Annotated in this window: 18 protein-coding genes; 8 read left to right on the top strand and 10 right to left on the bottom strand. The window is 35.0% G+C overall.

Translation table 11 applies throughout. The features are described from left to right. Positions 1-394: 394 nt before the first annotated feature. The 3 genes from mukB to mukF are packed head-to-tail and all read right to left on the bottom strand — an operon-like array spanning position 395 to position 6913. Complete coding sequence (gene mukB, locus ACYH9I_RS02170; RefSeq protein WP_483558555.1) at positions 395-4813, bottom strand: chromosome partition protein MukB; 4419 nt, start codon at positions 4811-4813, stop codon at positions 395-397. 2 nt (positions 4814-4815) lie between these two features. Next, complete coding sequence (gene mukE / locus ACYH9I_RS02175) at positions 4816-5547, bottom strand: chromosome partition protein MukE (RefSeq protein ID WP_483558720.1); 732 nt, start codon at positions 5545-5547, stop codon at positions 4816-4818. A gap of 43 nt (positions 5548-5590) precedes the next feature. Then, on the bottom strand, positions 5591-6913 hold the full coding sequence (gene mukF, locus ACYH9I_RS02180; protein WP_483558556.1) for a chromosome partition protein MukF: 1323 nt from the start codon (positions 6911-6913) through the stop codon (positions 5591-5593). A 317-nt stretch (positions 6914-7230) separates the two neighbouring features. Here mukF and pntA point away from each other — a divergent pair, with 317 nt between their 5' ends. Both pntA and pntB read left to right on the top strand, forming a co-directional pair. Continuing rightward, positions 7231-8763 (top strand): Re/Si-specific NAD(P)(+) transhydrogenase subunit alpha, encoded by a 1533-nt coding sequence (gene pntA, locus ACYH9I_RS02185; protein WP_483558558.1) that lies wholly within the window; start codon positions 7231-7233, stop codon positions 8761-8763. Positions 8764-8778: 15 nt separating this feature from the next. Continuing rightward, positions 8779-10176: a Re/Si-specific NAD(P)(+) transhydrogenase subunit beta gene (gene pntB / locus ACYH9I_RS02190; protein ID WP_483558560.1), complete on the top strand. Its 1398-nt coding sequence runs from the start codon at positions 8779-8781 to the stop codon at positions 10174-10176. Positions 10177-10254: 78 nt separating this feature from the next. On the opposite strand, the gene ACYH9I_RS02195 is transcribed toward pntB, so the two are convergent. The 3 genes from ACYH9I_RS02195 to oxyR form a co-directional block, all read right to left on the bottom strand. Then, complete coding sequence (locus tag ACYH9I_RS02195; protein ID WP_483558562.1) at positions 10255-10557, bottom strand: hypothetical protein; 303 nt, start codon at positions 10555-10557, stop codon at positions 10255-10257. A 199-nt stretch (positions 10558-10756) separates the two neighbouring features. Further along, complete coding sequence (fabR, locus tag ACYH9I_RS02200; RefSeq protein ID WP_483558564.1) at positions 10757-11404, bottom strand: HTH-type transcriptional repressor FabR; 648 nt, start codon at positions 11402-11404, stop codon at positions 10757-10759. 39 nt (positions 11405-11443) lie between these two features. Beyond that, complete coding sequence (oxyR, locus tag ACYH9I_RS02205; protein WP_483558566.1) at positions 11444-12370, bottom strand: DNA-binding transcriptional regulator OxyR; 927 nt, start codon at positions 12368-12370, stop codon at positions 11444-11446. A gap of 417 nt (positions 12371-12787) precedes the next feature. Between oxyR and pcnB the strand changes: the two genes are divergently transcribed. From pcnB to sppA, 6 genes are all read left to right on the top strand, one after another. Further along, complete coding sequence (gene pcnB / locus ACYH9I_RS02210) at positions 12788-14134, top strand: polynucleotide adenylyltransferase PcnB (RefSeq protein ID WP_483558722.1); 1347 nt, start codon at positions 12788-12790, stop codon at positions 14132-14134. Positions 14135-14209: 75 nt separating this feature from the next. Further along, positions 14210-16570 (top strand): LPS assembly protein LptD, encoded by a 2361-nt coding sequence (lptD, locus tag ACYH9I_RS02215; RefSeq protein ID WP_483558568.1) that lies wholly within the window; start codon positions 14210-14212, stop codon positions 16568-16570. Positions 16571-16649: 79 nt separating this feature from the next. Beyond that, positions 16650-17963 (top strand): peptidylprolyl isomerase SurA, encoded by a 1314-nt coding sequence (gene surA, locus ACYH9I_RS02220; protein WP_483558569.1) that lies wholly within the window; start codon positions 16650-16652, stop codon positions 17961-17963. Next, the gene (gene rsmA / locus ACYH9I_RS02225; RefSeq protein WP_483558571.1) at positions 17956-18753 is read left to right on the top strand and encodes a 16S rRNA (adenine(1518)-N(6)/adenine(1519)-N(6))-dimethyltransferase RsmA; all 798 of its coding nucleotides are present in this window, start codon (positions 17956-17958) and stop codon (positions 18751-18753) included. The genes surA and rsmA overlap by 8 nt, the downstream gene beginning before the upstream one ends. A gap of 4 nt (positions 18754-18757) precedes the next feature. Next, entirely contained in the window at positions 18758-19579 is an 822-nt protein-coding gene (gene apaH / locus ACYH9I_RS02230) for a bis(5'-nucleosyl)-tetraphosphatase (symmetrical) ApaH (protein ID WP_483558572.1), read from the top strand. 6 nt (positions 19580-19585) lie between these two features. Next, positions 19586-21436 (top strand): signal peptide peptidase SppA, encoded by a 1851-nt coding sequence (gene sppA, locus ACYH9I_RS02235; RefSeq protein WP_483558574.1) that lies wholly within the window; start codon positions 19586-19588, stop codon positions 21434-21436. A 52-nt stretch (positions 21437-21488) separates the two neighbouring features. On the opposite strand, the gene ACYH9I_RS02240 is transcribed toward sppA, so the two are convergent. The 4 genes from ACYH9I_RS02240 to moaC all read right to left on the bottom strand — a co-directional run bounded on the left by ACYH9I_RS02240 (position 21489) and on the right by moaC (position 24729). Beyond that, entirely contained in the window at positions 21489-23333 is a 1845-nt protein-coding gene (locus tag ACYH9I_RS02240) for a sulfatase-like hydrolase/transferase (RefSeq protein WP_483558576.1), read from the bottom strand. A gap of 205 nt (positions 23334-23538) precedes the next feature. Then, positions 23539-23982 (bottom strand): molybdopterin synthase catalytic subunit MoaE, encoded by a 444-nt coding sequence (moaE, locus tag ACYH9I_RS02245; protein WP_483558577.1) that lies wholly within the window; start codon positions 23980-23982, stop codon positions 23539-23541. A gap of 4 nt (positions 23983-23986) precedes the next feature. Continuing rightward, the gene (moaD, locus tag ACYH9I_RS02250; RefSeq protein WP_483558579.1) at positions 23987-24232 is read right to left on the bottom strand and encodes a molybdopterin synthase sulfur carrier subunit; all 246 of its coding nucleotides are present in this window, start codon (positions 24230-24232) and stop codon (positions 23987-23989) included. A 14-nt stretch (positions 24233-24246) separates the two neighbouring features. After that, entirely contained in the window at positions 24247-24729 is a 483-nt protein-coding gene (moaC, locus tag ACYH9I_RS02255) for a cyclic pyranopterin monophosphate synthase MoaC (protein WP_483558581.1), read from the bottom strand. Positions 24730-24795: the final 66 nt, after the last annotated feature.

Here is a 24795-nt window from a genome sequence, read left to right on the forward strand (position 1 = left end):
TTGAAGACTATTTCAGCAACTTAAAGCAGCTTATAATTCTTGTAATAATACCTTTTACGTATAGCTCGTATGTTGAAGCAATCTATTTTGAAGTAGATCAAAATGGACTAGAATAACTTGCATCATTTAAAACTGATGATGGCAAAATCTTAAGGGATACTATGAGTAAAATGGCGTCTATAGCGACTGAAAATGTCAAAAACATTAAAGAACCTAAAGGCACAAGAGAGAAGAAACCAATCAGCAAGATTAGCCAAGTAGTCACTTTTATTTAGGCTATCATAACGTTTTATTTATATAATTTAGTAAAAGAAGATACTAATAGGCTACTTGCAGTTAAAAATAAAATTTCGCCGACAATTTGTCGGCGAAAACGTTACAACATAATAGAAAATTACGCAAAACCTTTCAAACCAACCACATGAACATGTTCTTGGTTATTGATCACTTTACGAACCAATTTGTAAGTTGTGCCTTTTTCTGGGCTGATGTTTTCTGGTGCAGCTATAATCAATTGCATCTGTAACCGTTCGCATAGCTCGAACAATGTTGCAATTGATTTGGCATCAAGACGCGCAGCTTCGTCCAAAAATAATAATCGGCATGGTGAAATATCTTTGTTGCGCAGACGCTTAGATTCATCTTCCCAACTTTGAATCACCATCAGTAAAATCGACATCCCTGTACCAATTGCTTCACCTGTTGATAATGCGCCACTTTCAGCACGTAGCCACCCATCAGCACCTCGATTGACCTCAACATCCATTTCTAAGTAATTTCGGTAATCGAGTAGTTCTTCACCAATATTTTGAGCAGTACGTTGCCCCATATCAATATGTGGGTTTAAGCGTTGATAGAGTTTAGCTAACGCTTCAGAGAAGGTAATGCGATTATTACTAAACAGATCTTGATGCTCATTTTGCTCATCAGACAATGCGACTAGCAGTGAGGAGTGGGCTTCACGAACATTGACATTTAAACGCACACCATTAACTTGCCCAAAAGCCACTGCTTGTAAACCTTGGTTAAGTAAGCGGATACGATTTTGCTCACGTTGAATCGTTTTACGAATAATGTTAGACACACTTTTTGAGCTGATCGCTAATTGTTGCTCACGAGATGTCAACTCTTCGGTCAAACGTGATAATTCAATTTCCATCTGTTCAATTGCTTCAATAGGATCATCAGTTTTGACAATATCTTGACGAATTCGCTCGCGTAAGTGAGCGTAAACTGCAATATAAAATTGAATTTTACGTTCAGGCCGTTTTGGATCTTCTGATAGTCTTAATACATCACGTAAATGTTCATTATCATTAACAGCTAGACGTAACGAACCTAACGCCTTATCGGACATAGAACGTAGCTCATCAGCACTTAAGTAAGCAAGTTCTCGGCGATGCAATCGACGTTCAACACTATTTTCTTTAACCAACCTTAATACTAAACACCATCCTGCTTTCGCTTGTACTACCTGTTCGCGAAGTTGTTTATAATCGCGAAGTGTTTGAGTTAAGCGTTTTTGCATCTGTGTCATTTCGCTTTCACACATAATCAGTTGTTTTTCAAGCGATGTACAATGTTGGCGGTTATTATTTAATTTTTGATGGACTTCATCACGGCGTAATCGCGCTCGTTCTTCTGTGATCGCGTCCGCTTTTACGCCAATTTGTTCGATCTCTTTTTGTAGTTCTTGCAACATATCCCGCTTAGTTTCAAATGCACTTTTAAGCGAGGCAAGCGTTTGGTTATATTGATTGTATTTATCTTGATACTGCTGCATCTGACTACGCGCTTCAGCTCTTTGAGCTTCAACCACTTCTAATCGAGACCGTAATTTTTCATTTAAATCACTATTTTCACTCAACATGCCGGCCGAATCTTCATAACTAAAGTGAGCTCGGCGTTGCATGACTTCAGTTAAAGCAAAGACTTGTTGACGAATCGTTTGTTGCTGTGCTTTAACTGTGTTGTAATGTTCACGAAGCGATTCATTTTGTTCAGGATCACTTTGTAAGACTGCCACTAAAGGTTCAAGTTCTGAAACAGTGTTACGATTACGGTTAACATATTGTGCAGATTCTTGCGCTGCAACCAATTGCTCACGTAATTCATCAACCCGATCCGCTAAATCATCATCTGCAAGTAAGTGCATCTGAGCAACAAGCTTATTGACGGTAACTAATTGCTCTTTGCAATTAATAACTTGTTGTTGGTTTTGCTGATCAATGCTTTCTTGAGATGATAATTGACGCTCAATTTCGGTGCGTCTTATTGCTAATTTTTGTGCTTCCGCTTCAGGGTCAATATCAAAAGCAACAGCCAGATATTGTCCTATAAATTGTCCAACATTTTGCTCAATGCGTTGTAATTTTTGTAAATCAAATGAAATCGTTGCATAACGTTCATGTAATTCATCACGTTCAGCCGATAGTTTTTCAAGATGAACTTCACGCGCGGCACGACCAAATAGTGGTACACTTGGGAAACTCGAAAATCGCCATTGACGATCGCCTGTTTTGACTAGTACGGATTTATTCATTTCCTCACAGTCAAAAACACTATCATCAAATGATGAAGGATCACCTTCAATAAAGTAGATATCTTCTGGATAATCTTCATCGCTTGCGGTAAGACTTTCTAATTGCTGTTTAACTAATGATAAGTCTGGTACAACGATAGCTTGCCTTGCTGGACCATAGAGGGCTGAAAAGTAAGGCGCATCATCAATGGTTACGTCTTCATAAATTTCAGAAAGTAATACACCGTTGAAACGTTCAGACAATGCAGATAAACGACCATCATCAACACCACTAGGTTGGTTAAGTTGTTCAATTTGGACATCTAATTGATTACGTCTAAAGCTAATTTGATCTCGTTCAGTAACTAATGTTCGCTCTTGCTCAAGCAGCTTTTGCATATGTTGTGTCACAGCTTGGCTGTTCTTAAACGTTTCTCCGGTTTGTTCTTGCAAAGCAATTAACGCATCTTGGGCTTTTAACCATAATGGTGCCTTTTGTCGATAATCAGCAATTTTCGATTGAATTTGTTCAAGTTCTTGCCTAAATTCAATACGTTTTTCGCTTGATTCGTTAGCTCGCTCAGCATTCTCATCTAACTGGGATTCGATCTCTTGTTTTAATTCGTCAAGCTCATCATAATTAATTTGTCGGCCAATACGTTTACAAAATTGTGTTAATAATGATTCCGCTTCTTTTTGTTCAAAAAAGCGTTGTTCTAGTTCATCTAGTTGTAGCTGTAAATGTTCTGCTTTTTCAGCTTGATAACATTGTGATGGCCATTGTCTTAATGCTTCTTTAGCAGCTACAAAAGAATCACTACGAGTTACATCACCAACCAATTTAACGACCAATTGATAAGCTCGATCGAATTGATTAATGGCGGCATCAGATACACTTAATTTTTGTTCAAGTTCAAGAACTTGTTCAGTGATCTCTCTTTGCTTTTCATCAAACACGGCAAAGTGATCTTCAATATTGCTAATACCTAGTTTTGGTAGCTGACATAATGACTGAGCATTTTTTAGTGCCTGTAAAGCTTGTTGGTATTGAATTGCTCGTGTTTGTTGAACATCAAGTGCTTGCTGATAATCCGCTAATTGTGTTTTGATTTCATCGACTTCTTGCTCTGTTTCGTTAACCTGATCACGGTAAACTTGGTATTGTTCATTCGCCTCAAGTACCACTTCGTTTTGTTCTTCAAGCTTTAAATTTAAGTCATCTAAATCTGCTTGATAGCGGTCGATTTTTTCTTGTTGGCGTAGCGCTGTTTGTGCTAAGTTGAGGTGATCATTAGCGGCTTGTAAATCAGTTTCCAAATCGCTTTGCGCTTCTTGATATTCTTTAAGTTCTTTCGCCGTTTCTACTTGGCGGTATTGATTACTTATAAGCTGATCTTGCGTTTTAAACATATCACGACGCAAGCCAAGTACCGATTCAATATGCACTCGGCGTTCGTTAGCATGACGCATATAATCGGCCGCGACATAATTGGTCGATTCAGTAATAAGATGTTTGAATAAATCACGATCGGATTGTGTAACTCGAATCGCTTCTAGTGTCATTCGGTTTTCACGCAGTGCCGCTTCCATATCTTGGAAAGCTTTACGTACACCACCATTTTCAGGTAATAAATAGTCGCGTAGTGAACGAGTAATCGCACTTGAAATCCCACCATACAGCGAGGCTTCAATTAAGCGATAATATTTACTACGATCAGATGAAGAACGTAAACGTTTAGGTAATATACCAAAGTCAAACATAACTGAGTGATAATCAGTAATCGAGTTAAATTGTTTGAAGATAATGCCGTCCATTGATTCGACTTTATCTTTTAACTCTGGCAACGATAAAATGCGTGCTTGTTTATCATTTAAACGTTCAGTAACTAATTCTGTAGGACTAATAACGACAGGTAAACCTTGCAGTAAAAACGGTTTAATATCCACTTTTTTGTCACGCCCAGCAACCTGTTGTAAACGTACACCACAGATAATTCGTTGGTTACGAGAATTAATTACATCCAGTATTGAATAACAAACACCTGGTTTTAACTTACCATGCAAACCTTTATCACGTGAGCCTGATGTTGCCCCTGCTTCGGTGGTGTTTCTAAAATGCAATAGGGTTAAATCGGGTATCAATGCTGTAACAAAAGCCGCCATCGTGGTCGACTTACCTGCACCATTACCACCAGATAAGGTTGTGACTAGCTGATCAAGCTCAAACGTTCGAGCAAAAAAACCATTCCAGTTTATCAGAGTTAATGAGTGAAATTTGCCGTGTCCAATCATGTTTATTCTATCTCCTCATTAACATCATCATCTTGTTCTTCACTGTTATCATTATCCAAGATTAAGGTCGATTCAATTTTAATTGCTTCACCATCTCGGATTAAACGTAATTGAGCTTCTTGCGCATCATCACCACTACGAACATCTGCCCCAAATCGGAAAATAGCTTCGTTAATACGAAAGCGTGAGCTGTCGTTCCCAACCATAAAAAAAATCATACCAAGCCGTCGTAAGCGATTTAACGCCGTTTTTACTTTATCAAATAATTTTTGGCGATCTAAATCTGACCCCGTTGAGCGTTGATTCACTAATTTAAGTAATTTACTTTCGTCGGCTAACGAAACTAGTTCATCAAATAGCTCTTGTAGGGTAAAAACACCTTCGTGTGCTAATCGTTCAGGGCTTAGATATAAATAACAAAGAACTTTACCAACAAGCATATCAAGTTCAGATAAAACAGATCTTGGAATTAATGTTGTTGAACGAGGTCGAAGATAGAAAAAACCTTCAGGAGCTCGAATTAATTCAACATTATAACGTTGGTAGAATTGTTCAAGCTCAAGTTGAAAATCCATTAAAAACGCGTGATGATCAAGTTCATCAATACCAACATGACGGCCTGAACGTAATAAACTGTCCAGCTCTGGAAAAATAGGATTAGCAATCGCTTGAGCCAATTTTACAGGCATATATTTATCTATGGACGCCTGTGAACTTGCCGCAATGCGTCCCATGACATCATCAAGATGATGAGCCGTTTGTTCTATTTCTAAATCTTTAGTATCTGTCGATGACATGTGCTTGCACCTTAGCTCCATAATCGTTAATAAGTTTCCATTCAGCAGGAATACCAAGCAGATCATCTTCGGCAATACCGAGACGAATAGCTTGATCAATAAATAACCTTGCAATATCAAAATGCTGCTCACGTGGGAACTGAGCTAAATAACTGCGAATGGCAATACCCATATCAAGTGGTTTATTTTCTTGTTTAAAAACCAATAAATTTTGTTCAATATGCGAAATGATATGTTCTTGAATTTCTTCAATCATTTCAAATTCAAGCTCTGTTGGTAATTCCCCTGTCACTTCGGCATCATGTAACGCTAACTCCTCATCACGCATATCAAGTAAGCGCTCGGCATTAGCAAAAGTGAGTGACCAAGGTAAATCAAAATACCCTTGAATCGATTTGCGTAAACGTTGTGAAAATACACGGTTTTTATCTAAGTCGATAGCTGTCCGAATAAATTTATGAACGTGACGATCGTAACCTATCCAAAGATCTATCGCTTTTTGTCCCCAACCAATAATGCGGTCAAGTTTACCTTGTAGATCCATGACTACGTTGTTAATTTTATCTAGTTCAGGTTTATCAAGCGTCGCATCTTGTATCAACAGTAAGCTGGCTTGTAATTTATCTCCAGCAGCTGCTAAAGTATCCTGTAACTCACGCAATGTTTGCGATGTTTCGGTAAGTAATCCTTCACAACTGGTAATTGCGGCTTGCCAATCTTGACTTAATAACGCCGAGATGTTTTGTTTCACATCGGCTTGCTGTTCATCCATGACGCGCTGGGTGATATCAATACTATCAAAAATTTCTGCGACCGAATATTTTAACGGTGCAAAGACATTTCGGTGCCAATGTAAATCATCACCACCTTCGACAGCTGCATCTGCAGCACGTTTTAATTCTTGTGCAACAATAGATAATTGAATAGATAAGCGCAATGTTGAAAATTCACGCTGGCGAATATAATAATCAGAAATACCTATTCCTAATGGCGTTAAACGATAAATTGAAAAGCCATCAGTCATATCACTTGCAAACCGCGTAATAAAACGCTGACGCACTAAATCGTTAATTGCATTATTGGCTCGTATAGTGATGGTATCTTCACTTTGTTCAAAAATTTGTGAAACATGCCTAAAAGCATCAATCAATTCAGATTCTGTCATTTCACCATCAAAACGTTCACTATTTAATACGGCAATAGCCAATAAAAAAGCTAACCTTTCAACTGGCAAAGTGATCGAAAAATCATTCTTTTTTGCCCAAGAGACCAGTTCCGGCACTGATTGGGAAAAATCAATCATAAAAGTTCCTCAATTCAAGGAGAACAAAATCGAAACATACCGTAGAGCTTCCATTGTTTACGGTATAAACAAAAATATCGTCAATTATATAACAATATAGAGTAAATTTGTAACGGAATTCGATGAAAGAATTAAAACTGTATTATTAACATTATGGCGACTTAAATCTAAACTTATAATAATATTAATTAATAAATATCATCAAAATAAATTAAAATCTTATTTCTTGCATAAAAAATAGATTCCCTACTCGCACTGATACCTATTTATGCTAAAATTAATATACTCTATATAAACTAACGTAAGGATGTAACAAAATGCATATCGGTATACCTAAAGAACGGTTAGCCAATGAAGCTAGAGTTGCAGCAACTCCCCAAACTGTTGGACAACTGTTAAAACTTGGTTTTACAGTTTCTGTAGAACAAGGTGCTGGGCATGCTGCTCATTTTGAAGACCAAACTTTTATTGATGCTGGAGCCACAATCCAAAATACACAAGACATTTGGCAAAATGATTTAATTTTGAAATTTCATGCGCCAACTGATGATGAAATCGCATTAATGAAAGAAGGGTTAACTCTCATCAGTTATATTTACCCAGCGCAACACAAAGAGTTATTAGAAAAACTAGCGGCTAAAAATATTACTGTAATGGCAATGGACTGTGTACCACGTATTTCACGTGCACAATCTTTAGATGCGCTCAGTTCAATGTCTAATATTGCTGGTTATCGTTCAGTTATTGAAGCAGCAAACCAATTTGGTCGTTTCTTTACTGGTCAAGTTACCGCTGCGGGTAAAGTCCCTCCAGCCAAAGTGTTAGTTATTGGTGCTGGTGTTGCTGGCCTTGCAGCAATTGGTGCTGCAGTAAGTTTAGGTGCGATTGTTCGTGCTTTTGACACCCGCCCTGAAGTTGCTGAACAAATTAACAGCATGGGAGCTGACTTTTTAGAGCTTGATTTTGAAGAAGAAGCCGGTTCTGGCGATGGCTATGCTAAACAAATGTCAGCAGCCTTTATTGAAGCTGAAATGGCGCTATTTGCTGAACAAGCTAAAGATGTAGATATCATTATTACCACGGCCTTAATTCCGGGAAAACCGGCACCAAAACTTATTTCTAAAGAGATGGTTGAATCCATGAAACCAGGTAGTGTTATTGTTGATTTAGCAGCATTAACTGGAGGTAACTGTGAATTAACTAAACCGGGCGAAGTTTTCGAAACTGAAAATAATGTAAAAATTGTCGGCTATACCGATTTAGCTAATCGTATGCCAGCTCAAGCATCACAACTTTATGGTACTAACATTGTTAACTTATTAAAACTGCTAGCTAAAGAAAAAGATGGCAATATTAATATTAACTTTGAAGATGTTGTTATCCGTGGTGTAACAGTGGTTAAAGAAAAAGAAATAACTTGGCCAGCACCACCAATTCAAGTATCAGCACAACCTCAGAAAAAAACTTCTGAGCCAATTGCTAAACCTGAACCAAAACCAATGGATCCACGCAAAAAATATGGAATTTTTGCATTAGCCATTCTAGCCTATTTCTGGCTTGCGAATTCTGTACCCGAAAGCTTTTTAGGGCATTTCACTGTTTTTGCTTTATCTTGCGTGGTTGGTTATTACGTTGTATGGAATGTTACGCACTCTCTACATACTCCACTGATGTCAGTAACTAATGCAATTTCTGGTATTATTTTAGTCGGAGCAATATTGCAAATCGGTGATGACAACGGTCTAAGTACAGCAATTGCCTTTGTTGCTATTTTAATCGCTAGCATTAATATTTTTGGCGGATTCTTTGTTACGCAAAGAATGCTGAAAATGTTTCAACGTGGCAAGTAAGGGAGGGAATAAACCATGAGTAATGGAATCATTCAAGCAGCCTATGTTATTGCTGCATTACTTTTTATCTTTAGTTTACGTGGTCTTTCTAACCAAGAATCAGCCAAATCAGGAAATATCTACGGTATGATTGGTATGGCTATTGCACTTATTGCAGCAGTAGCTAGTATCAAAGGTGGGTTACACTGGATCGTAATCTCAATGATTATTGGTGCAACAATTGGGCTATACCTTGCTAAGAAAGTTGAAATGACGCAAATGCCAGAACTTGTTGCGCTACTACATAGCTTTGTTGGTATGGCAGCTGTACTTGTTGGTTTAAATAGCTTTTTAGACTTAAACGATCATTCACAACTATTTCATGGTAATGAGCTTACTGTACATTTAGTCGAAATTTTTGTGGGTGTATTCATTGGTGCTGTAACTTTCTCAGGTTCTGTTGTTGCATTCGGTAAATTAAATGGCCGTATTAGCTCTAAACCGCTTTCTATTCCAAATAAACATTATTGGAATTTAGCTGCGATTGTTGTTTCGATCATATTAATGTATACCTTCATTGAAGAAAAAAAAGGAACAGGTGCACTCATTAGTCTATTAATTATGACAATAATTGCATTTGTATTTGGCTTCCATCTTGTTGCTTCAATTGGTGGTGCTGATATGCCAGTGGTAATCTCAATGCTAAACTCTTATTCTGGTTGGGCAGCAGCAGCAGCGGGCTTTATGTTAGGTAACGATCTATTAATTGTAACTGGTGCGTTAGTTGGTTCATCAGGGGCAATTCTGTCTTACATTATGTGTAAAGCAATGAACCGCTCATTTATTAGTGTTATTGCTGGCGGTTTCGGTAGCGATGGTAGCACAGCTAGTTCATCAGACGAAGAACAAGGTGAATACCGTGAAATGCAACCAGCCGAAGTTGCGCAAACATTAAAAGAAGCTCGTTCAGTTATTATTGTTCCTGGTTATGGGATGGCTGTTGCGCAAGCACAAGGTGCTGTAAGTAATATAACAGAAAAACTGCGTGCAATGGATATTGAAGTAAGATTTGGTATTCATCCTGTTGCAGGACGTTTACCTGGTCATATGAACGTATTATTAGCTGAAGCAAAAGTCCCTTATGATATTGTATTAGAAATGGATGAAATCAATGATGATTTCCCTGATACTGACGTTGTTTGGGTTATTGGAGCAAATGATACGGTAAACCCTGCAGCAGCAGAAGATCCAAATAGCCCAATAGCAGGCATGCCAGTTCTTGAAGTTTGGAAAGCAAAAACCGTCATTATATCTAAACGCTCAATGAATACTGGTTATGCAGGAGTACAAAATCCACTATTCTTTAAAGAAAATAGCTATATGCTATTTGGTGATGCTAAAGATAGTGTTGAAAAAGTACTACAAAATCTTTAATAATTAATTTATTAAAATTACTGCGGCTTTTGCCGCAGTAATTTTATAAAATACTAAGGAACCTAATTTAAATTCACTTTAGATAAAAAAATCATTTATTCGATCTATTATTTCACGATGTATCTCAATCCTTGTTTGATTTCTGCCGCCTTTACAAATTATTTCTTCTCTTTTAGCGTCTTGCTCTAAAATATCTATAGCACCTAATTTACAAATTAGTATAAAACTAAAATGCATTGCATTAGAAATAACTTTAAAACCATAAAAAACTGCATTATCGCCAATGACTGTTCTCTTTTGTCGATTATTAGTCGGATACCATATTGCAATATTTAAAGACCTACAGTCCTCTTTGCTATAATAGATTTCTTTAAATACCACATTTTAATAGGCATAATTGAAAAAAGGAAAACAAAATAAGGCAATAAAAATATAGTTTAGCAATTAAATTAATTACTGTTTTAAAATATATCCCTTTCAATTTTTACCTATGCAAATAATGAATAATATAATAAATGGTATAAAACTTTAATATTGCTAATAATTTACTAATTTAGAAATAGGCTTGGGATTATAATAATTAATGATTATCTTTTTTGATTTGTTCTTTATGGTAAAGATAATAAGCTCCACGCGAAACCATTCGAAGTTGAAAAATAAGATCTTCAATTAATTTTTCACGCTGTACGGTGTCAAAATCAATCGCTTCAGCGCCAGCATTAAATGCAATAGTAACCATTGCCTCTGCTTGAGCCTCATTGTAATGATGAGGCATCTGGTTAGCATTATCGAGATAATCAACAAGCTCTACAATAAAGTGTTGAATTTCTCTAGCAATAGCAGAGCGGAAAGCCGATGACGTACCTGCTTTTTCGCGGAGAAGTAATAAAAAGACTTTGGGATTTTTATCAATAAACTCAATAAATGTGGTAACAGATGTCCGTAGTACACTACCACCTTTTTCAATACGCTTACGTGCTTGTCGCAATAATTGACGAAGAGTCAAACCACTTTCATCAACCATGGCCAAACCTAATTCATCCATATCGCGAAAATGGCGATAAAACGAAGTTGCAGCAATACCTGCTTCGCGGGCAACTTCTCTTAAACTTAAACTAGCAAAACCTTGCTCAGCATTAAGTTGATTGAATGCCGCGTCAATTAACGTACGGCGGGTTCTTTCTTTCTGTTGAGCTCGAACACCGCCGCCGATCTTGGTATTTTTCATTTTATAGCTCAATCCTAGTTGTTTATATTTAACCTAATATTAATTTGCTAATTTTAATAATCTCTCTTTTTCAGCAAACACTTTCGGCATATGCTCTCGGATAGTTTTAGCTATAGTTTCATAGCGAGAACGTAATGGCGAACCAGGACGATAGATCAAAGTAATACTGCGTGATGGTACTGGATCTGCACACGGAATATAGCAAATATTATCTCGAACTCGCTCATTAGGTGCCGCAAGCTCTGGAAATAAAGTGATACCACGACCAGCAGCAATCATACTACGAAGTGTTTCTAGACTGGTTGCTTTAAACTGTTTATCCTCATCAATACCAACTTGGAAACAGTAACCCATTGCATGATCTCGCAAACAGTGACCATCTTCTAACATTAAGAATTTTTGCCCTTTTAACTGAGATAATTTAACGACTTTTTTGTTAGCAATTTCATTACTTGCTGGGACAGCTAAAAACATTGGTTCGTCAAACAATGGTAACTCAATAAACTGTGAGGTTTCTTTAACTTGAGCAACAATGGCACAATCAAGTTTTCCACTTTCAAGCTGAGCAACAATGCTAGCGGTTTGAGATTCGTGCAAATAAAGCTCTAACTGAGGAAAACATTCATGTAACACAGTAATCACATGAGGTAAAAGATAAGGTGCTATCGTAGGAATCAAGCCGATATGCATTGGTCCTGACATTTCTTCACCTTGACGACTTGCCATCTCTTTTAGAATTTGAATGTTACGCAAAATCTCTTTAGCTTGCTCAACCAGCATCATGCCTGTTTGAGTAAATAATACTTTGCGACTAGTACGTTCTAATAACATTACGCCTAGTTCATCTTCTAATTTTCTAATTTGACCACTAAGAGTTGGTTGACTCACATTGCAAGCATCAGCAGCTTTACGAAAATGACGAAATTCAGCTAATGAAACAAAATATTCCAAATCACGAATATTCATAATGTCCCCAATAAGTTATCAGTTAATAGTATATACTCAAACAACTTCCATATGTAAAGTTATAACAAATAACATTCTTCATAATTTCTTAAACTATAATGCTTTATAATTTATATTCTGTAAAACAAATAAATAAAAAGAAATGCCGAGTATAGTTTTATTTAGTCTTAATCAGCTAATTAAAATACTCTAATCAGAGCAAAACAAAATCTGTCGCTTTTAATTAAATACTGCCAATATTACTATTGTTGATAATTATATTAAAAAAATCAAATATAATATTTAAACTATTTAATAAAATTACAATTTATTGCGCTAATAAGTACCAATGCTAAGAAACATGGAAAATTATTGGCAATTACGATATAATCGCGCGCTATAGTTGTTATTAAGCCAAAAACACTTTTGAGGTGCGCTATTTTTAGACAAGTTTCACGTTTTTATCGAAAATTTTTTCGCAATGAAGAAAAAAACAACAAACAACAAAAAATTGGTTATGTGTCTATTGCACGTAATGAGCATAATATATCCCGTAAAGATATTAGTGCAAATGCATTAAAAGTCCTTCATCGATTAAACAAACAAGGGTACGAAGCTTATTTAGTTGGAGGATGCATCAGAGATCTCATATTAGGCAAAATGCCAAAGGACTTTGATATCACAACTAATGCAACACCAGAACAGATTCAAAAAATTTTCCGCAACTGTCGATTGGTAGGAAGACGATTTCGTCTTGCCCATATTATGTTTGGTAAAGAGATTATTGAAGTAGCGACTTTCCGTGGAGATCATGATTCTAAGGATGGGCAAAACAATATATCTAAACGTTCACAGTCTGGTATGCTGTTACGTGATAATGTTTACGGAACCGTTGAACAAGATGCAATTCGTCGCGATTTCACTATGAATGCACTTTATTATAGTGCAAATGATTTCACTTTACGCGATTATTGTGGAGGATTAAAAGATTTACAAAAAGGCATTATTAAACTAATTGGCGATCCACAAACACGTTATCGAGAAGATCCCGTTAGAATGCTAAGAGCCGTCCGTTTCGCTGCAAAACTGAATATGGAAATTGAGCCAGCTACCTCAGGGCCAATTAAAGATCTTGCACCATTATTGAAAAATATTCCTTCTGCTCGGCTTTTTGACGAGTCCCTTAAACTATTACAAGCAGGACATGGTTATAAAACTTACCAGTTACTAAGAAAATATTGTCTTTTTGAACAATTATTTCCGACTATTGAGCGTTTGTTGGCTAACAATCAAAATAGTCATTTAGAAAAAATCATTGAGCAAGTTTTAAGAAATACTGATTATCGTATCGCCAACAATAAACGAGTCAATCCTGCATTCCTATTTGCTGCCTTTTTTTGGTATCCAATTATTGAACAAGCAAAAGCAACAAGTGTTGAAAGCGGTTTGCCATTTTATGATTCGTTTTCGATGGCAATTAATGAAGTGCTTAGTGAACAATGTAAAAATATCGCTATACCTAGACGCTTAACCACAATAATGGGAGACATTTGGCGTTTGCAGCTACGTATGAAAAAACGAGATGGGAAACGAGCATTTTCTATTTTAGAACACCCTAAGTTTCGAGCTGCCTATGATCTTTTAGAAATACGAGCATCAATCGAAAAAAGTGAGCTTTTGGAATTAGCTAAATGGTGGGATGAGTTTCAATACACTTCACTCGAAAAAAGAATAGTGATGGTAAAACAGCTAAACAAAATGAATAAACGCAAGGGGAAACGTTAATTTTTAATTCGCACTTTTATAAATAACAGCTATAATGCTGTAATTAAAATAATCATAACAACTTTTTAATCATTGATGAAAAAATTAGCGCCTTCTCTTATTGCAATAGCTGTTACTCTTTCTTTGTATAACGACTCTAGTTATGCTATAGATTTACCCAAAGCCGCCATTAGCAATAACCCTCAATGTCTTATAGATGTTCCTAGGTTTGATCGCCCTTTAGTCAATGGAGACATAAACAGCTTACCTGTAAATGCTCAAGCTAACCGATTGGAAGTATTCTACCCAAATATTGCCATATATAAAGGTGATGTATTAATAGAACAAGGTAACCGCACAGTCCAAGCAGATACCGTAACAATCGATACTCAAGATAACAATAATCGAGCAGTAACCTTAGAAGGTGATATTACTTATCAAGATAATTTAATACAAATGAAAGGCGATAATGCATCAATGAATTTAAATAACAATGATGCAAATATGAGCCCAAGTCAGTATCAGCTTGTAAATAGACTAGGTCGCGGCAATGCTGATCAAATGAAGCTTGAAAAAAATCGATATGTTATTTTAAAAAATGGCAGTTACACATCTTGTCCTGTTAATGACAGTACATGGAACATTAAGGGAACAACGGTTATTCATGACAATGAAGAACAATTACTAGAAGTTTGGAATGCCATATTTAGTATTGGCAAAGTCCCAGTCCTGTACTCACCGTATTTACAGCTACCAACTGGAGATAAACGCCGTTCAGGTTTATTGATGCCTAATTTAGGCTATGACAGTATCGATGGTATTGATTTTTCAATGCCAATTTATTGGAATATTGCACCAAATTATGATGCCACTTTTACACCAAGAGCTTTGCAAAACCGTGGTGTGCAATTACAAACAGAATTTCGCTATTTAAATGAATTAGGATTAGGTACACTCGCATTTGACTGGCTACAACATGATAATAAATATAATGAAGATAGAAGCAATCATGTTAATGGTAACAATTATGATGATAATAACCATCGTTGGTTGTTCCATTGGAAAAATGAAGAGTTAATTAACTATAATTGGCGTTTTTATGCCGATACAACTCGAGTTAGTGACAATCAGTATCTTACTAATCTAAATTCTAAATACGCTTCTCAAACTGCTGGATATTTAACACAGTTTTACAAAATCGCTTATAATGATGAAAATTGGGATATTAATTTAGGCTATAGGCACTTTCAGCCATTTCATTCAGAACTAAAAGACTCGCTTTATCAAACCGAACCGCAGTTGGATATGAGTTATTATAATAATGATTTGGGACCATTCAAATTTAGAACATTTTCTCAAATATCTCGTTTTCTGACATCAGGGGAAAATAAACCTAAAGCATGGCGAGCTCATGTCGAACCAACTCTAAACTATACCTTAACCAATTCTTGGTCATCATTAACCACTGAAGCTGGTTTTATGGCAACACATTATAATCAAGATAGAATCGATAAAGATAGAGATATAAACTTAGACAAAACTGTAAATCGTTTTTTACCTAAATTCAGCATCGATGGTAAAGTCATTTTTGAACGTGATGTGAGTTTTATTGATGGTTATACCCAAACATTGGAACCGAGAGTAAAATACATTTATATTCCATATCGAAATCAATCCAATATTGGCGCCTATGATTCCACTATATTACAATCAGATTATATAGGTCTATTTAGAGATCAACCTTATAGTGGTCTAGATAGAATTGCCTCAACAAATAAAATATCAACTGGTGTAACAACTCGGTTTTATGATAATAACAAGGTTGAAAAATTTAACTTATCCATTGGACAAATTACTTATTTTACTAAATCAAAAACTAGTGAACATAATAATGATTTAGATGAAAAATCTGATACAGGTAGCATTACTTGGGCATCTGATAATTTTTGGCGCATAAGTGATGATATAATCTTTCGAAGTGGTGTTCAATATGATACTCGAATTGATACGATTTCATTAGCTAATACAATATTTGAGTACCGACCATCAGGTGATAAGTTAATGCAATTATCTTATCGATATGCAAACCATAACTATATTGACATTGTAGATAAAAACCCTTCTTATAGAGGCTATAAGCAAAATATTTCTCAAGCAGGAATAATGACTGCTTGGCCATTATCGCAAACAGTTAGTGCTGTTGGTTCATATTATTATGATGTTAAATTAAAACAAACTGCAGATAGCTTTGTTGGTTTGCATTATAGTGATTGTTGTTGGGGGATGACAATACAATATGGTAGAAAGCTAACAGATTGGGACAATATTTCTCGAAAAAGTAAATATGAAAATAAATTGTCTATTAACTTCGAATTACAAGGTTTAGGAAACAACCGAGATACCAAAGCTAAAATGTTAAATTTCGGTAAGCTACCATATACAACAACATTTGAATAAAATACTTCTGTAACTATACATTACTGATAAATTTATTGTAGGCTACCAATGCCACAACAACAAAGTGAGTTGAGTGAACATGAAATTATTAAAACTATTTATCACATTAAACCTAAGTATAAGCTTAGGAATCATAACTCCGTTATCTGCGAATGCCGCACCAAAAATGGTAGAAAAGGTTGCTGCGATTGTTAATAACAATGTCATTTTAGAAAGTGATGTTAATGATATGCTAAAAACAATTAAAGCAAGCACTGACGCCCAAAATCTACCTAATGACAAAATACTTAGACAACAAATTATTGATCGTTTAATTATTGAAAACCTAATTTTACAAAAAGCAGCTAAAGCTAAAATCACAGTTAGTGATGACGAAATAACCAGTGCAATCGATAGAATTGCGTCTGAAAATGATATGACCATTGATCAACTTCGAAGCAAACTCTCAACAATGGGGATCAGTTATAGCTCTTATCGAGAAAGGATCCACAATGATATGTTGATTGAAGAAACTCGAATGCATGAAGTAAGACCTAGAATCAAAATTTCAGAAAAAGAAGTAGAAAACTTAGCAAAAAATATTACTAGCCAACCAGCCAATAATATCGATGTAAAAATCAGTCATATTTTGATTTCTATTCCAGAAAAAGCATCTAAACAACAAATAGACAATGCCACAAATAAAGCACAAGATATTATCAATCGAGCACAAAAAGGGGAAAACTTTGCTAAATTAGCTACCTCTTATTCAAATGACGATCTTGCTTTAAAAGGCGGCAGCATGGGTTGGCATAAACTAAATGAATTGCCAACTCTCTTTGAAGAACGCTTAGTACGTGCACCAAAAGGTAGTATTATTGGCCCAATCCGTTCAGGCGTTGGTCTACACATAATAAAAGTTGATGACACTCGTTCAGAAGCACCAAAAGACATTAAAATTCAAGAAGTTAACGCTCGTCATATTTTGATTAAAACAAACGTATTAGTTACCGACAAAATCGCTCAACAGAAACTAACCGATATTCGCAAATCAATTACTGATGGCAAAATAACCTTTGAAGCTGCAGCTAAGGCAAATTCTCAAGATACAGGTACAGCCGAGAAAGGAGGCAATTTAGGTTGGAATCGTCCTGAAATTTATGATAATGGGTTTAGAAACGGTTTGGCTCAGCTAAAAAAAGGAGAAATTAGTCAACCAATAAAATCATCTTATGGCTGGCATTTAATCCAATTAATCGATACAAGACAAATTGATGGAACAAATGCGATGAAAAAAGATCAGGCTTATCGACTTATTTTTAATCGTAAATTTTCAGAAGAAGCTCAAGTTTGGATTCAAGAAGTAAAAGGTGACGCTTACATCAAAATTACAGGTGAAGATAAACATGAATAATCGTGTTCACCAAGGGCATTTTGCCCGTAAAAGATTCGGGCAAAACTTTTTACATGATAACTATATCATCGAAAATATTGTTGCAGCTATACAACCTAAAAAAGATCAGGCCCTAGTCGAAATTGGTCCAGGACTGGCAGCGTTAACTGTACCTATAAGTAAATATCTTGATCATTTAACTGTTATAGAGATCGACAGAGATTTAGCCCATAGATTAATTGAAAATCCATTTTTACATAATAAACTAACCGTTATTGAACAAGATGCATTGACCTTTGACTTTAATCTTTTGGCCAAGCAATTAGATAAACCATTAAGAGTATTTGGTAACTTACCATATAATATATCAACCCCTTTGATGTTCCATTTATTTGAACATGCAGATATCATCACCGATATGCATTTCATGCTACAAAAAGAGGTAGTCACTCGCTTAGTTGCAGCGCCTAACAGTAAAGATTATGGTAGATTGAGCGTAATGGCTCAATATTATTGTCAAATCATTCCGGTTCTTGAAGTACCACCAACATCATTTAAACCTGCACCAAAAGTTGATTCTGCAGTAGTTAGATTAGTACCGTATAAAGAAAAACCTTATCTTGTTAATGATATAAAAACACTTTCTCGTGTAACTACAGAGGCATTTAACCAACGACGTAAAACTATTCGTAACAGCTTAAGTAATATGTTTACTGTTGAACAGTTAGTTGAATTGAATATTGACCCAAATTTACGTGCTGAAAACTTAACAGTACAACAATACTGCCAACTAGCTAATGCATGGAAATAATATTATGGCAAATCTACTTATTGGCGATATTCATGGCTGTTATGATGAATTTATGCGGTTACTTGAAAAAGCAAAATTCTCATCATCTGATACTTTATGGCTAACTGGTGATCTTGTTGCTAGAGGTCCAAAATCATTAGATGTTCTAAGATTTGTTAAACATAATTCCAACCAGATTCGATTGGTATTAGGTAATCATGACCTACATTTATTATCGATTTATGCCAATATTACGCAGCCCAAAAAGAAGGATAATCTCGAAGAAATCATCCGTGCGACAGATCTTGATGAATTAATGAATTGGTTACGTAAACAACCATTAGTTCAAATCGACGAATCATTAAAACTAATTATGACTCATGCAGGTATTTCACCACAATGGGATATTGAAACACTAAAAAAATGTGCCAATGATTTGAATGCTATGTTATCTAGCGATTCTTATATCCTATTCCTTGATAAAATGTATGGTAATTTTCCTGATGAATGGCAACCAGAATTACAAGGCTTAGATAGGCTACGTTATATTGCTAATGCATTAACTCGTATGCGTTTTTGCTATGAGGATGGGCGGCTAGATTTCTACTATAAAAAATCACCCGAACAAGCGCCATCAAAACTTAAACCTTGGTTTTTATTACCCAGTAAAATCCCAAACGAATATAGTATCGCTTTTGGACATTGGGCGGCATTAAACGGAAAAGGTACACCAGAAAACATTTATGCACTCGATACAGGATGTTGTTGGGGTGGAAAACTGACATGCTTGCGATTTGAAGATAGAAAATATTTTAAAAAGAAAAACATCGAAATAAAAACTAGGTAAACCATTATGAAAGGATCAATGATTATGTCTGCTTTATCTGCCATTAAATCAATATGGAAAATAATTAACTTTATTAGAGAAATATTTCTTAACTTAATTTTTCTAATTATTATTATTTTGATATTTAGCTTTATTGCATTAGTAAAAGAAGCACAAAAACAAGAAATTGTTCCACAATATGGTTCATTAGTTTTAGATATCGAAGGTATTATTGTTGACAATACACTTTACAGTGATGAAATCTATGCTTTACAAAACAAGATTTATGGCAAAAAAGTCAATACTTCCCGTGAAAATAGTTTATTTGAATTAACTCAAAAAATAGCTCAAGCTACTACAGATCCCAAAATTACAAGTATAGTCCTTAAATTAGATAATTTTGCTGGTGCCGATATAAGTTCGCTACAATATATTGGCAAATATTTAACCAAATTTAGCGAGGCAAAGAAACCTATTTATGCTTCTGGTTCAAATTTCAATCAAAGCCAATATTATTTAGCTAGCTATGCTAATAAAATATACTTAGCACCACTTGGCTCTGTTAATGTATATGGGCTATCCGCTAATAATCTATACTATAAAACCTTACTTGATAATTTAAAAATCAATACACATGTTTTTAGAGTAGGTACTTATAAATCAGCCATTGAACCATTTATTCGCAATGACATGTCTGAAGAAGCAAAAAGTAATACGACACGCTGGTTAACACTTATGTGGAATAACTATCTTAATGACATTTCAACACAACGGAAAAAAGCCGATACACAATTAGTTCCCGCCCCAGATATTATGTTAACAGCTTTAAAAGAAGCTAATGGTAACATGGCTCAATACGCTATATCTAATGGATTAGTCGATGCTATTGCATCTAACTACCAATATGAACTTGAGTTCAATAACCAACATGAGGTTAGCATTTATGATTATCAGCTTAAATCAAAAAATGAAAAATTAGACAGTGACTCCAAGGGGAAAAAACCACTGATTGCAGTTGTATTTGTCAATGGTACTATTACCAATGGTGAAAATAGTAGTAATGTCGCTGGTAGCCAAGACATAGTTGAACAGCTGAGAAATATCCGTAAAAACTTAAACAAACATAACATACAAGCAATAGTATTACGTGTAAATAGCCCTGGAGGTAGTGTAGATGCATCTGAAGCAATTCGTAGTGAACTAGAAGCATTACGTGATTATCAGATTCCTATTGTTGTATCTATGGGAGGAATGGCTGCCTCGGGTGGATACTGGATATCCACCGCATCTGATTACATAGTTGCAAACCCAAATACAATTACTGGCTCTATTGGCATTTTCGGTATTATTCCAACTTTCGAAAATTCTTTATCTCATATTGGTGTTTATAGTGATGGTATAACTACATCACCATTAGCAAGCAACACTTCAACGCAGGATCTACCTAAAGAAATGAGTCAATTAATTCAAATGAATATTGATAACGGTTATCAAACATTTATTTCGTTAGTAGCAGAAGCAAGAAATATGACAACCGAACAAGTAGATAAAATAGGACAAGGCCAAGTTTGGTTAGGTTCAGAAGCAAGCAAAATTGGACTTGTTGATAAGTTAGGCGATATAGATGATGCTATTGAAACTGCTGCAACATTAGCGAATGTAACTGATTATGAAATTGACTGGCAAAAACCAAAAGGAAATTGGTTTAATGCATTTTATTCGGATATGATAGCTATGTTACCTAAATCCACTGCAGAAATATTTTTTGAACAACTACCAGCAGCGAAACAACTTAAAGAGCATGTTTCTTTATGGAATAAGTTTCAAGACCCGCAAAATCGCTATATTTATTGTCTAAATTGTGCCGATGTGCACTAATCACAGATTATCTACCACTCTCGTGGTAGATAATGATCTCGCCAATTTATACCTAATTGTTTTTATCTTTTAAACTATTTAGCCCTGATTGGGAAAAATAACGCATATGGTTCATCGCTTCTTGAATGTATTGATAATTTGGTGTTTCATCTGTTTCACGATTATGTAAATCCATATAATGATTAATACCTAATCGATTCACGAAATAAATATGATCAGACGTTCTAACTGCATAAGAACTATAATTTGACATCAAAAGCCAATTACGATTAGTTATAGGACTAAATAAATCATAACCTGTCGAGTAATCGGTTATATCATTTTTCACATATAAATAATGTTTCATTAAGGTAGGAACGACATCTTCGTGACTAGTTAATTTTGCACTATTATTTTTAAGATTTTCTAACTCTCTTGCACCAATAATAATAAAAGGAACCTTTGTTTGTGCATCAGTATAATTACCATTATGCCCCCAAAATCCGAGTTTATTATCATTCATTTCTTGAGCATGATCACCAGTAATAACCAATATTGTGTTATCTAAAGAACCTGATTTAGCAAGCTCATCATAGACATTTTGTAATAAATAGTCATCATAATAAACACTTTGTTTGTAACGATTAAAAATTGGCAAAGGATCTGTATCATTATTCAATGTTATATAATTCAGATCCCCAATAGGTTTAAACTTCACCGAAAAATCGGCAGGAAAGTCATAAGCATGAGGAGCATCATAAAATAAAAAAGAAAATGTCGGTCGAGAAGTATCACGTGCTCTATACCATGCAAGCCAATCCTCTGTGATTTGTTTATCACGACTAGATGCCGAACCATCTTTACTACTAATTCTTAAATTTTTGATGGTGACAAACGCCGTTCGATCAAATTCTGGAGCAGAAACTTTGGCTGAAGTGAAGATGCCGATATTATAGTTTTCTTTTTGTAACGTTGTGATAAACAGTGAAGGAATACTATTTCGTAAAAATGAATCCCAATACGTACCAGGAATACCATAAAATAGCCCAAAGATACCTGTACGAGTTGCATTTCCTGTTGAGTAATGATTATCAAAAACCACACCATTATTTTGGTTAACAAAACGGAATGTATTAGGAGAGATATCTTCACTAAAGGTATCATATCGCCAAGAATCTAAGACAATAAACATAATATTTTGTGGCTTATTATTTTCAGGATTAATCACCAATGCTTTTTTGGGATAATCAACACCAGCATTGTCATTATTCTTGTTATATACGACTTTTCTCTGCCCTTTTGCATCAAAAAAGCTCATGATCTTTCTCGACGTAAATGGCTTATAAAGTGGAATATACTCTTTCACAACCATAATAGGTGAATAAGCATAATAAAAGGCAACCATATGTACTACATGGTTCACTAAAAATGAACTAAAAAGAAATATTGTTGATATCAAAAGAATTCTTGATTTATTATGCTGTACAGTGAATTTTTTATTAACAAGATAAAGAATAAAATATTCAGCACAGAATGAAACAATAATAACAGTCAACATCAATAAATAAGTAATTATTGAAAAATCAACAACCTGACCAGATAAAACCATTGCTAAAACAGATTGATTTACGTGAAATCGGTACTGTTGAAAAACAATAGTATCGATATATAATCCAATTTGAATAAAGCTAAATATTGCAGCAAGAATAATATTCCGAATAGACTGTTTAAGCCAAAGAAAAGGTATACAAATAATAAAAAGTAATAGATAAGCAGAGAAAAAATGCCCCAATACAGCAAATACTGAAAATGACACTCCAGCCCAATTAAATGATGCACCTGGTACAATAAAAAATCGAATTGCTAGTATTGATGAAATAAAGATATTAATTAGAACAAAATAGTATAATTTTTTCATAGTATTCGCTATTGAGTAATGACTTAATGATAAGAATTTTATATACAAAAAAGGCTCAAATTCAGAGCCCTTTATTTAATTCAAACAAATTGAAGGCGGCTACCTTCCTATTCAAAATTTGAGGCGTTAGGTAAATAATTTTTCATTAATCACCTCTCGTAAAAATACATGATATAACTTAATACCATTATAACCTAAATAACCACTAATACCATTTTTTCAATGCCTCAGCATCGGATTTTTTTGCATCAACCCATATATCGCCATCAGTAGTTCTCTCTTTTTTCCAGAAAGGGGCTTCGTTTTTTAATATATCCATAATAAATTCAGCTGCTGCAAATGAATCAGCCCGATGTACACTACTCACCCCCACAAATACAATTTGTTCATTAACATTAATTTTACCTACACGATGAATAATAGCTACTCGGCTTAATTGCCACCGTTCTCTAGCTTGAGCTATAATATTAACCAAAACCTTTTCAGTCATTCCTGCATAATGCTCTAAAAATAGGCTTATTGTATATTTTTCAATACTACGAACTTTGCCCATAAAAGTAACAATAGCACCATCTTGTGGTAAATGTGAAAGCCAATCAGTTAGCTTATTAACATCAATAGGTTCTTGGCTGACTTTGATAAGGTCCATAATATTACCCTCCAGTCACAGGAGGAAAGAATGCAATTTCATCGCCAGCTTGAACAATATAATCAAAATCAACCAATGTTTGATTTACAGCACATAAAACAGAACGCTCCTTGAAAGCCAATAACCATTGATCACCACGCTCACTTAATTGTTCAATAAGACGAAAAATTGAAAGTTGATCTGCATCTAACATCAAACTCTCCACACCAATTAATTCTCTAATTTGGGCAAAAAAAATAATTTTATTCATACTATTCACTATATTTATGATTTAGCTATAAAATCGCCAGATTTACCACCCTTCTTTGTCAATAATCTTACTTGAGTAATCACCATATCTTTTTGAACAGATTTACACATGTCATATATAGTTAACGCAGCAACAGATGCTGCTACCAACGCTTCCATTTCGACACCAGTTTGACCATTCAATCGACAAATAGATTCAATTTTCACACAACAATTCACTAAATCAGCTTCAATATTAATTTCAATTTTACTCAATAAAAGAGGATGACATAAAGGAATAAGTTCCCACGTCTTTTTTGCAGCCTGAATGCCCGCAATCCTTGCCGTTGCAAAAACATCACCTTTATAGTGTTTCCCCTCAATAATACTATTTAATGTTTTAGCATTCATCATAATAAAGGACTCAGCTCTTGCTTCCCTAGTAGTGCTCGGTTTATTTGATATATCAACCATGTGGGCATCGCCTTGACGATTAATGTGTGAAAATGATTCAGACATCTGCTATATATTCCTCAAAAAAGTAAAACTATATTGTATTGCCAAGATAGCAAATTTTATAAATAG

It is taken from the genome of Gilliamella sp. X-23 (assembly GCF_057063545.1).

Coding starts and splice junctions, on each gene's coding strand:
- lptD (WP_483558568.1), top strand. CDS start 14,210: ATGAAAAAATTAGCGCCTTCTCTTATTGCAATAGCTGTTACTCTTTCT.
- oxyR (WP_483558566.1), bottom strand. CDS start 12,370: ATGAATATTCGTGATTTGGAATATTTTGTTTCATTAGCTGAATTTCGT.
- apaH (WP_483558572.1), top strand. CDS start 18,758: ATGGCAAATCTACTTATTGGCGATATTCATGGCTGTTATGATGAATTT.
- pntB (WP_483558560.1), top strand. CDS start 8,779: ATGAGTAATGGAATCATTCAAGCAGCCTATGTTATTGCTGCATTACTT.
- pntA (WP_483558558.1), top strand. CDS start 7,231: ATGCATATCGGTATACCTAAAGAACGGTTAGCCAATGAAGCTAGAGTT.
- ACYH9I_RS02240 (WP_483558576.1), bottom strand. CDS start 23,333: ATGAAAAAATTATACTATTTTGTTCTAATTAATATCTTTATTTCATCA.
- mukB (WP_483558555.1), bottom strand. CDS start 4,813: ATGATTGGACACGGCAAATTTCACTCATTAACTCTGATAAACTGGAAT.
- moaC (WP_483558581.1), bottom strand. CDS start 24,729: ATGTCTGAATCATTTTCACACATTAATCGTCAAGGCGATGCCCACATG.
- surA (WP_483558569.1), top strand. CDS start 16,650: ATGAAATTATTAAAACTATTTATCACATTAAACCTAAGTATAAGCTTA.
- sppA (WP_483558574.1), top strand. CDS start 19,586: ATGAAAGGATCAATGATTATGTCTGCTTTATCTGCCATTAAATCAATA.
- rsmA (WP_483558571.1), top strand. CDS start 17,956: ATGAATAATCGTGTTCACCAAGGGCATTTTGCCCGTAAAAGATTCGGG.
- mukE (WP_483558720.1), bottom strand. CDS start 5,547: ATGGGACGCATTGCGGCAAGTTCACAGGCGTCCATAGATAAATATATG.
- moaE (WP_483558577.1), bottom strand. CDS start 23,982: ATGGACCTTATCAAAGTCAGCCAAGAACCTATTGATGTTAATAAGCTA.
- mukF (WP_483558556.1), bottom strand. CDS start 6,913: ATGATTGATTTTTCCCAATCAGTGCCGGAACTGGTCTCTTGGGCAAAA.
- fabR (WP_483558564.1), bottom strand. CDS start 11,404: ATGAAAAATACCAAGATCGGCGGCGGTGTTCGAGCTCAACAGAAAGAA.
- moaD (WP_483558579.1), bottom strand. CDS start 24,232: ATGAATAAAATTATTTTTTTTGCCCAAATTAGAGAATTAATTGGTGTG.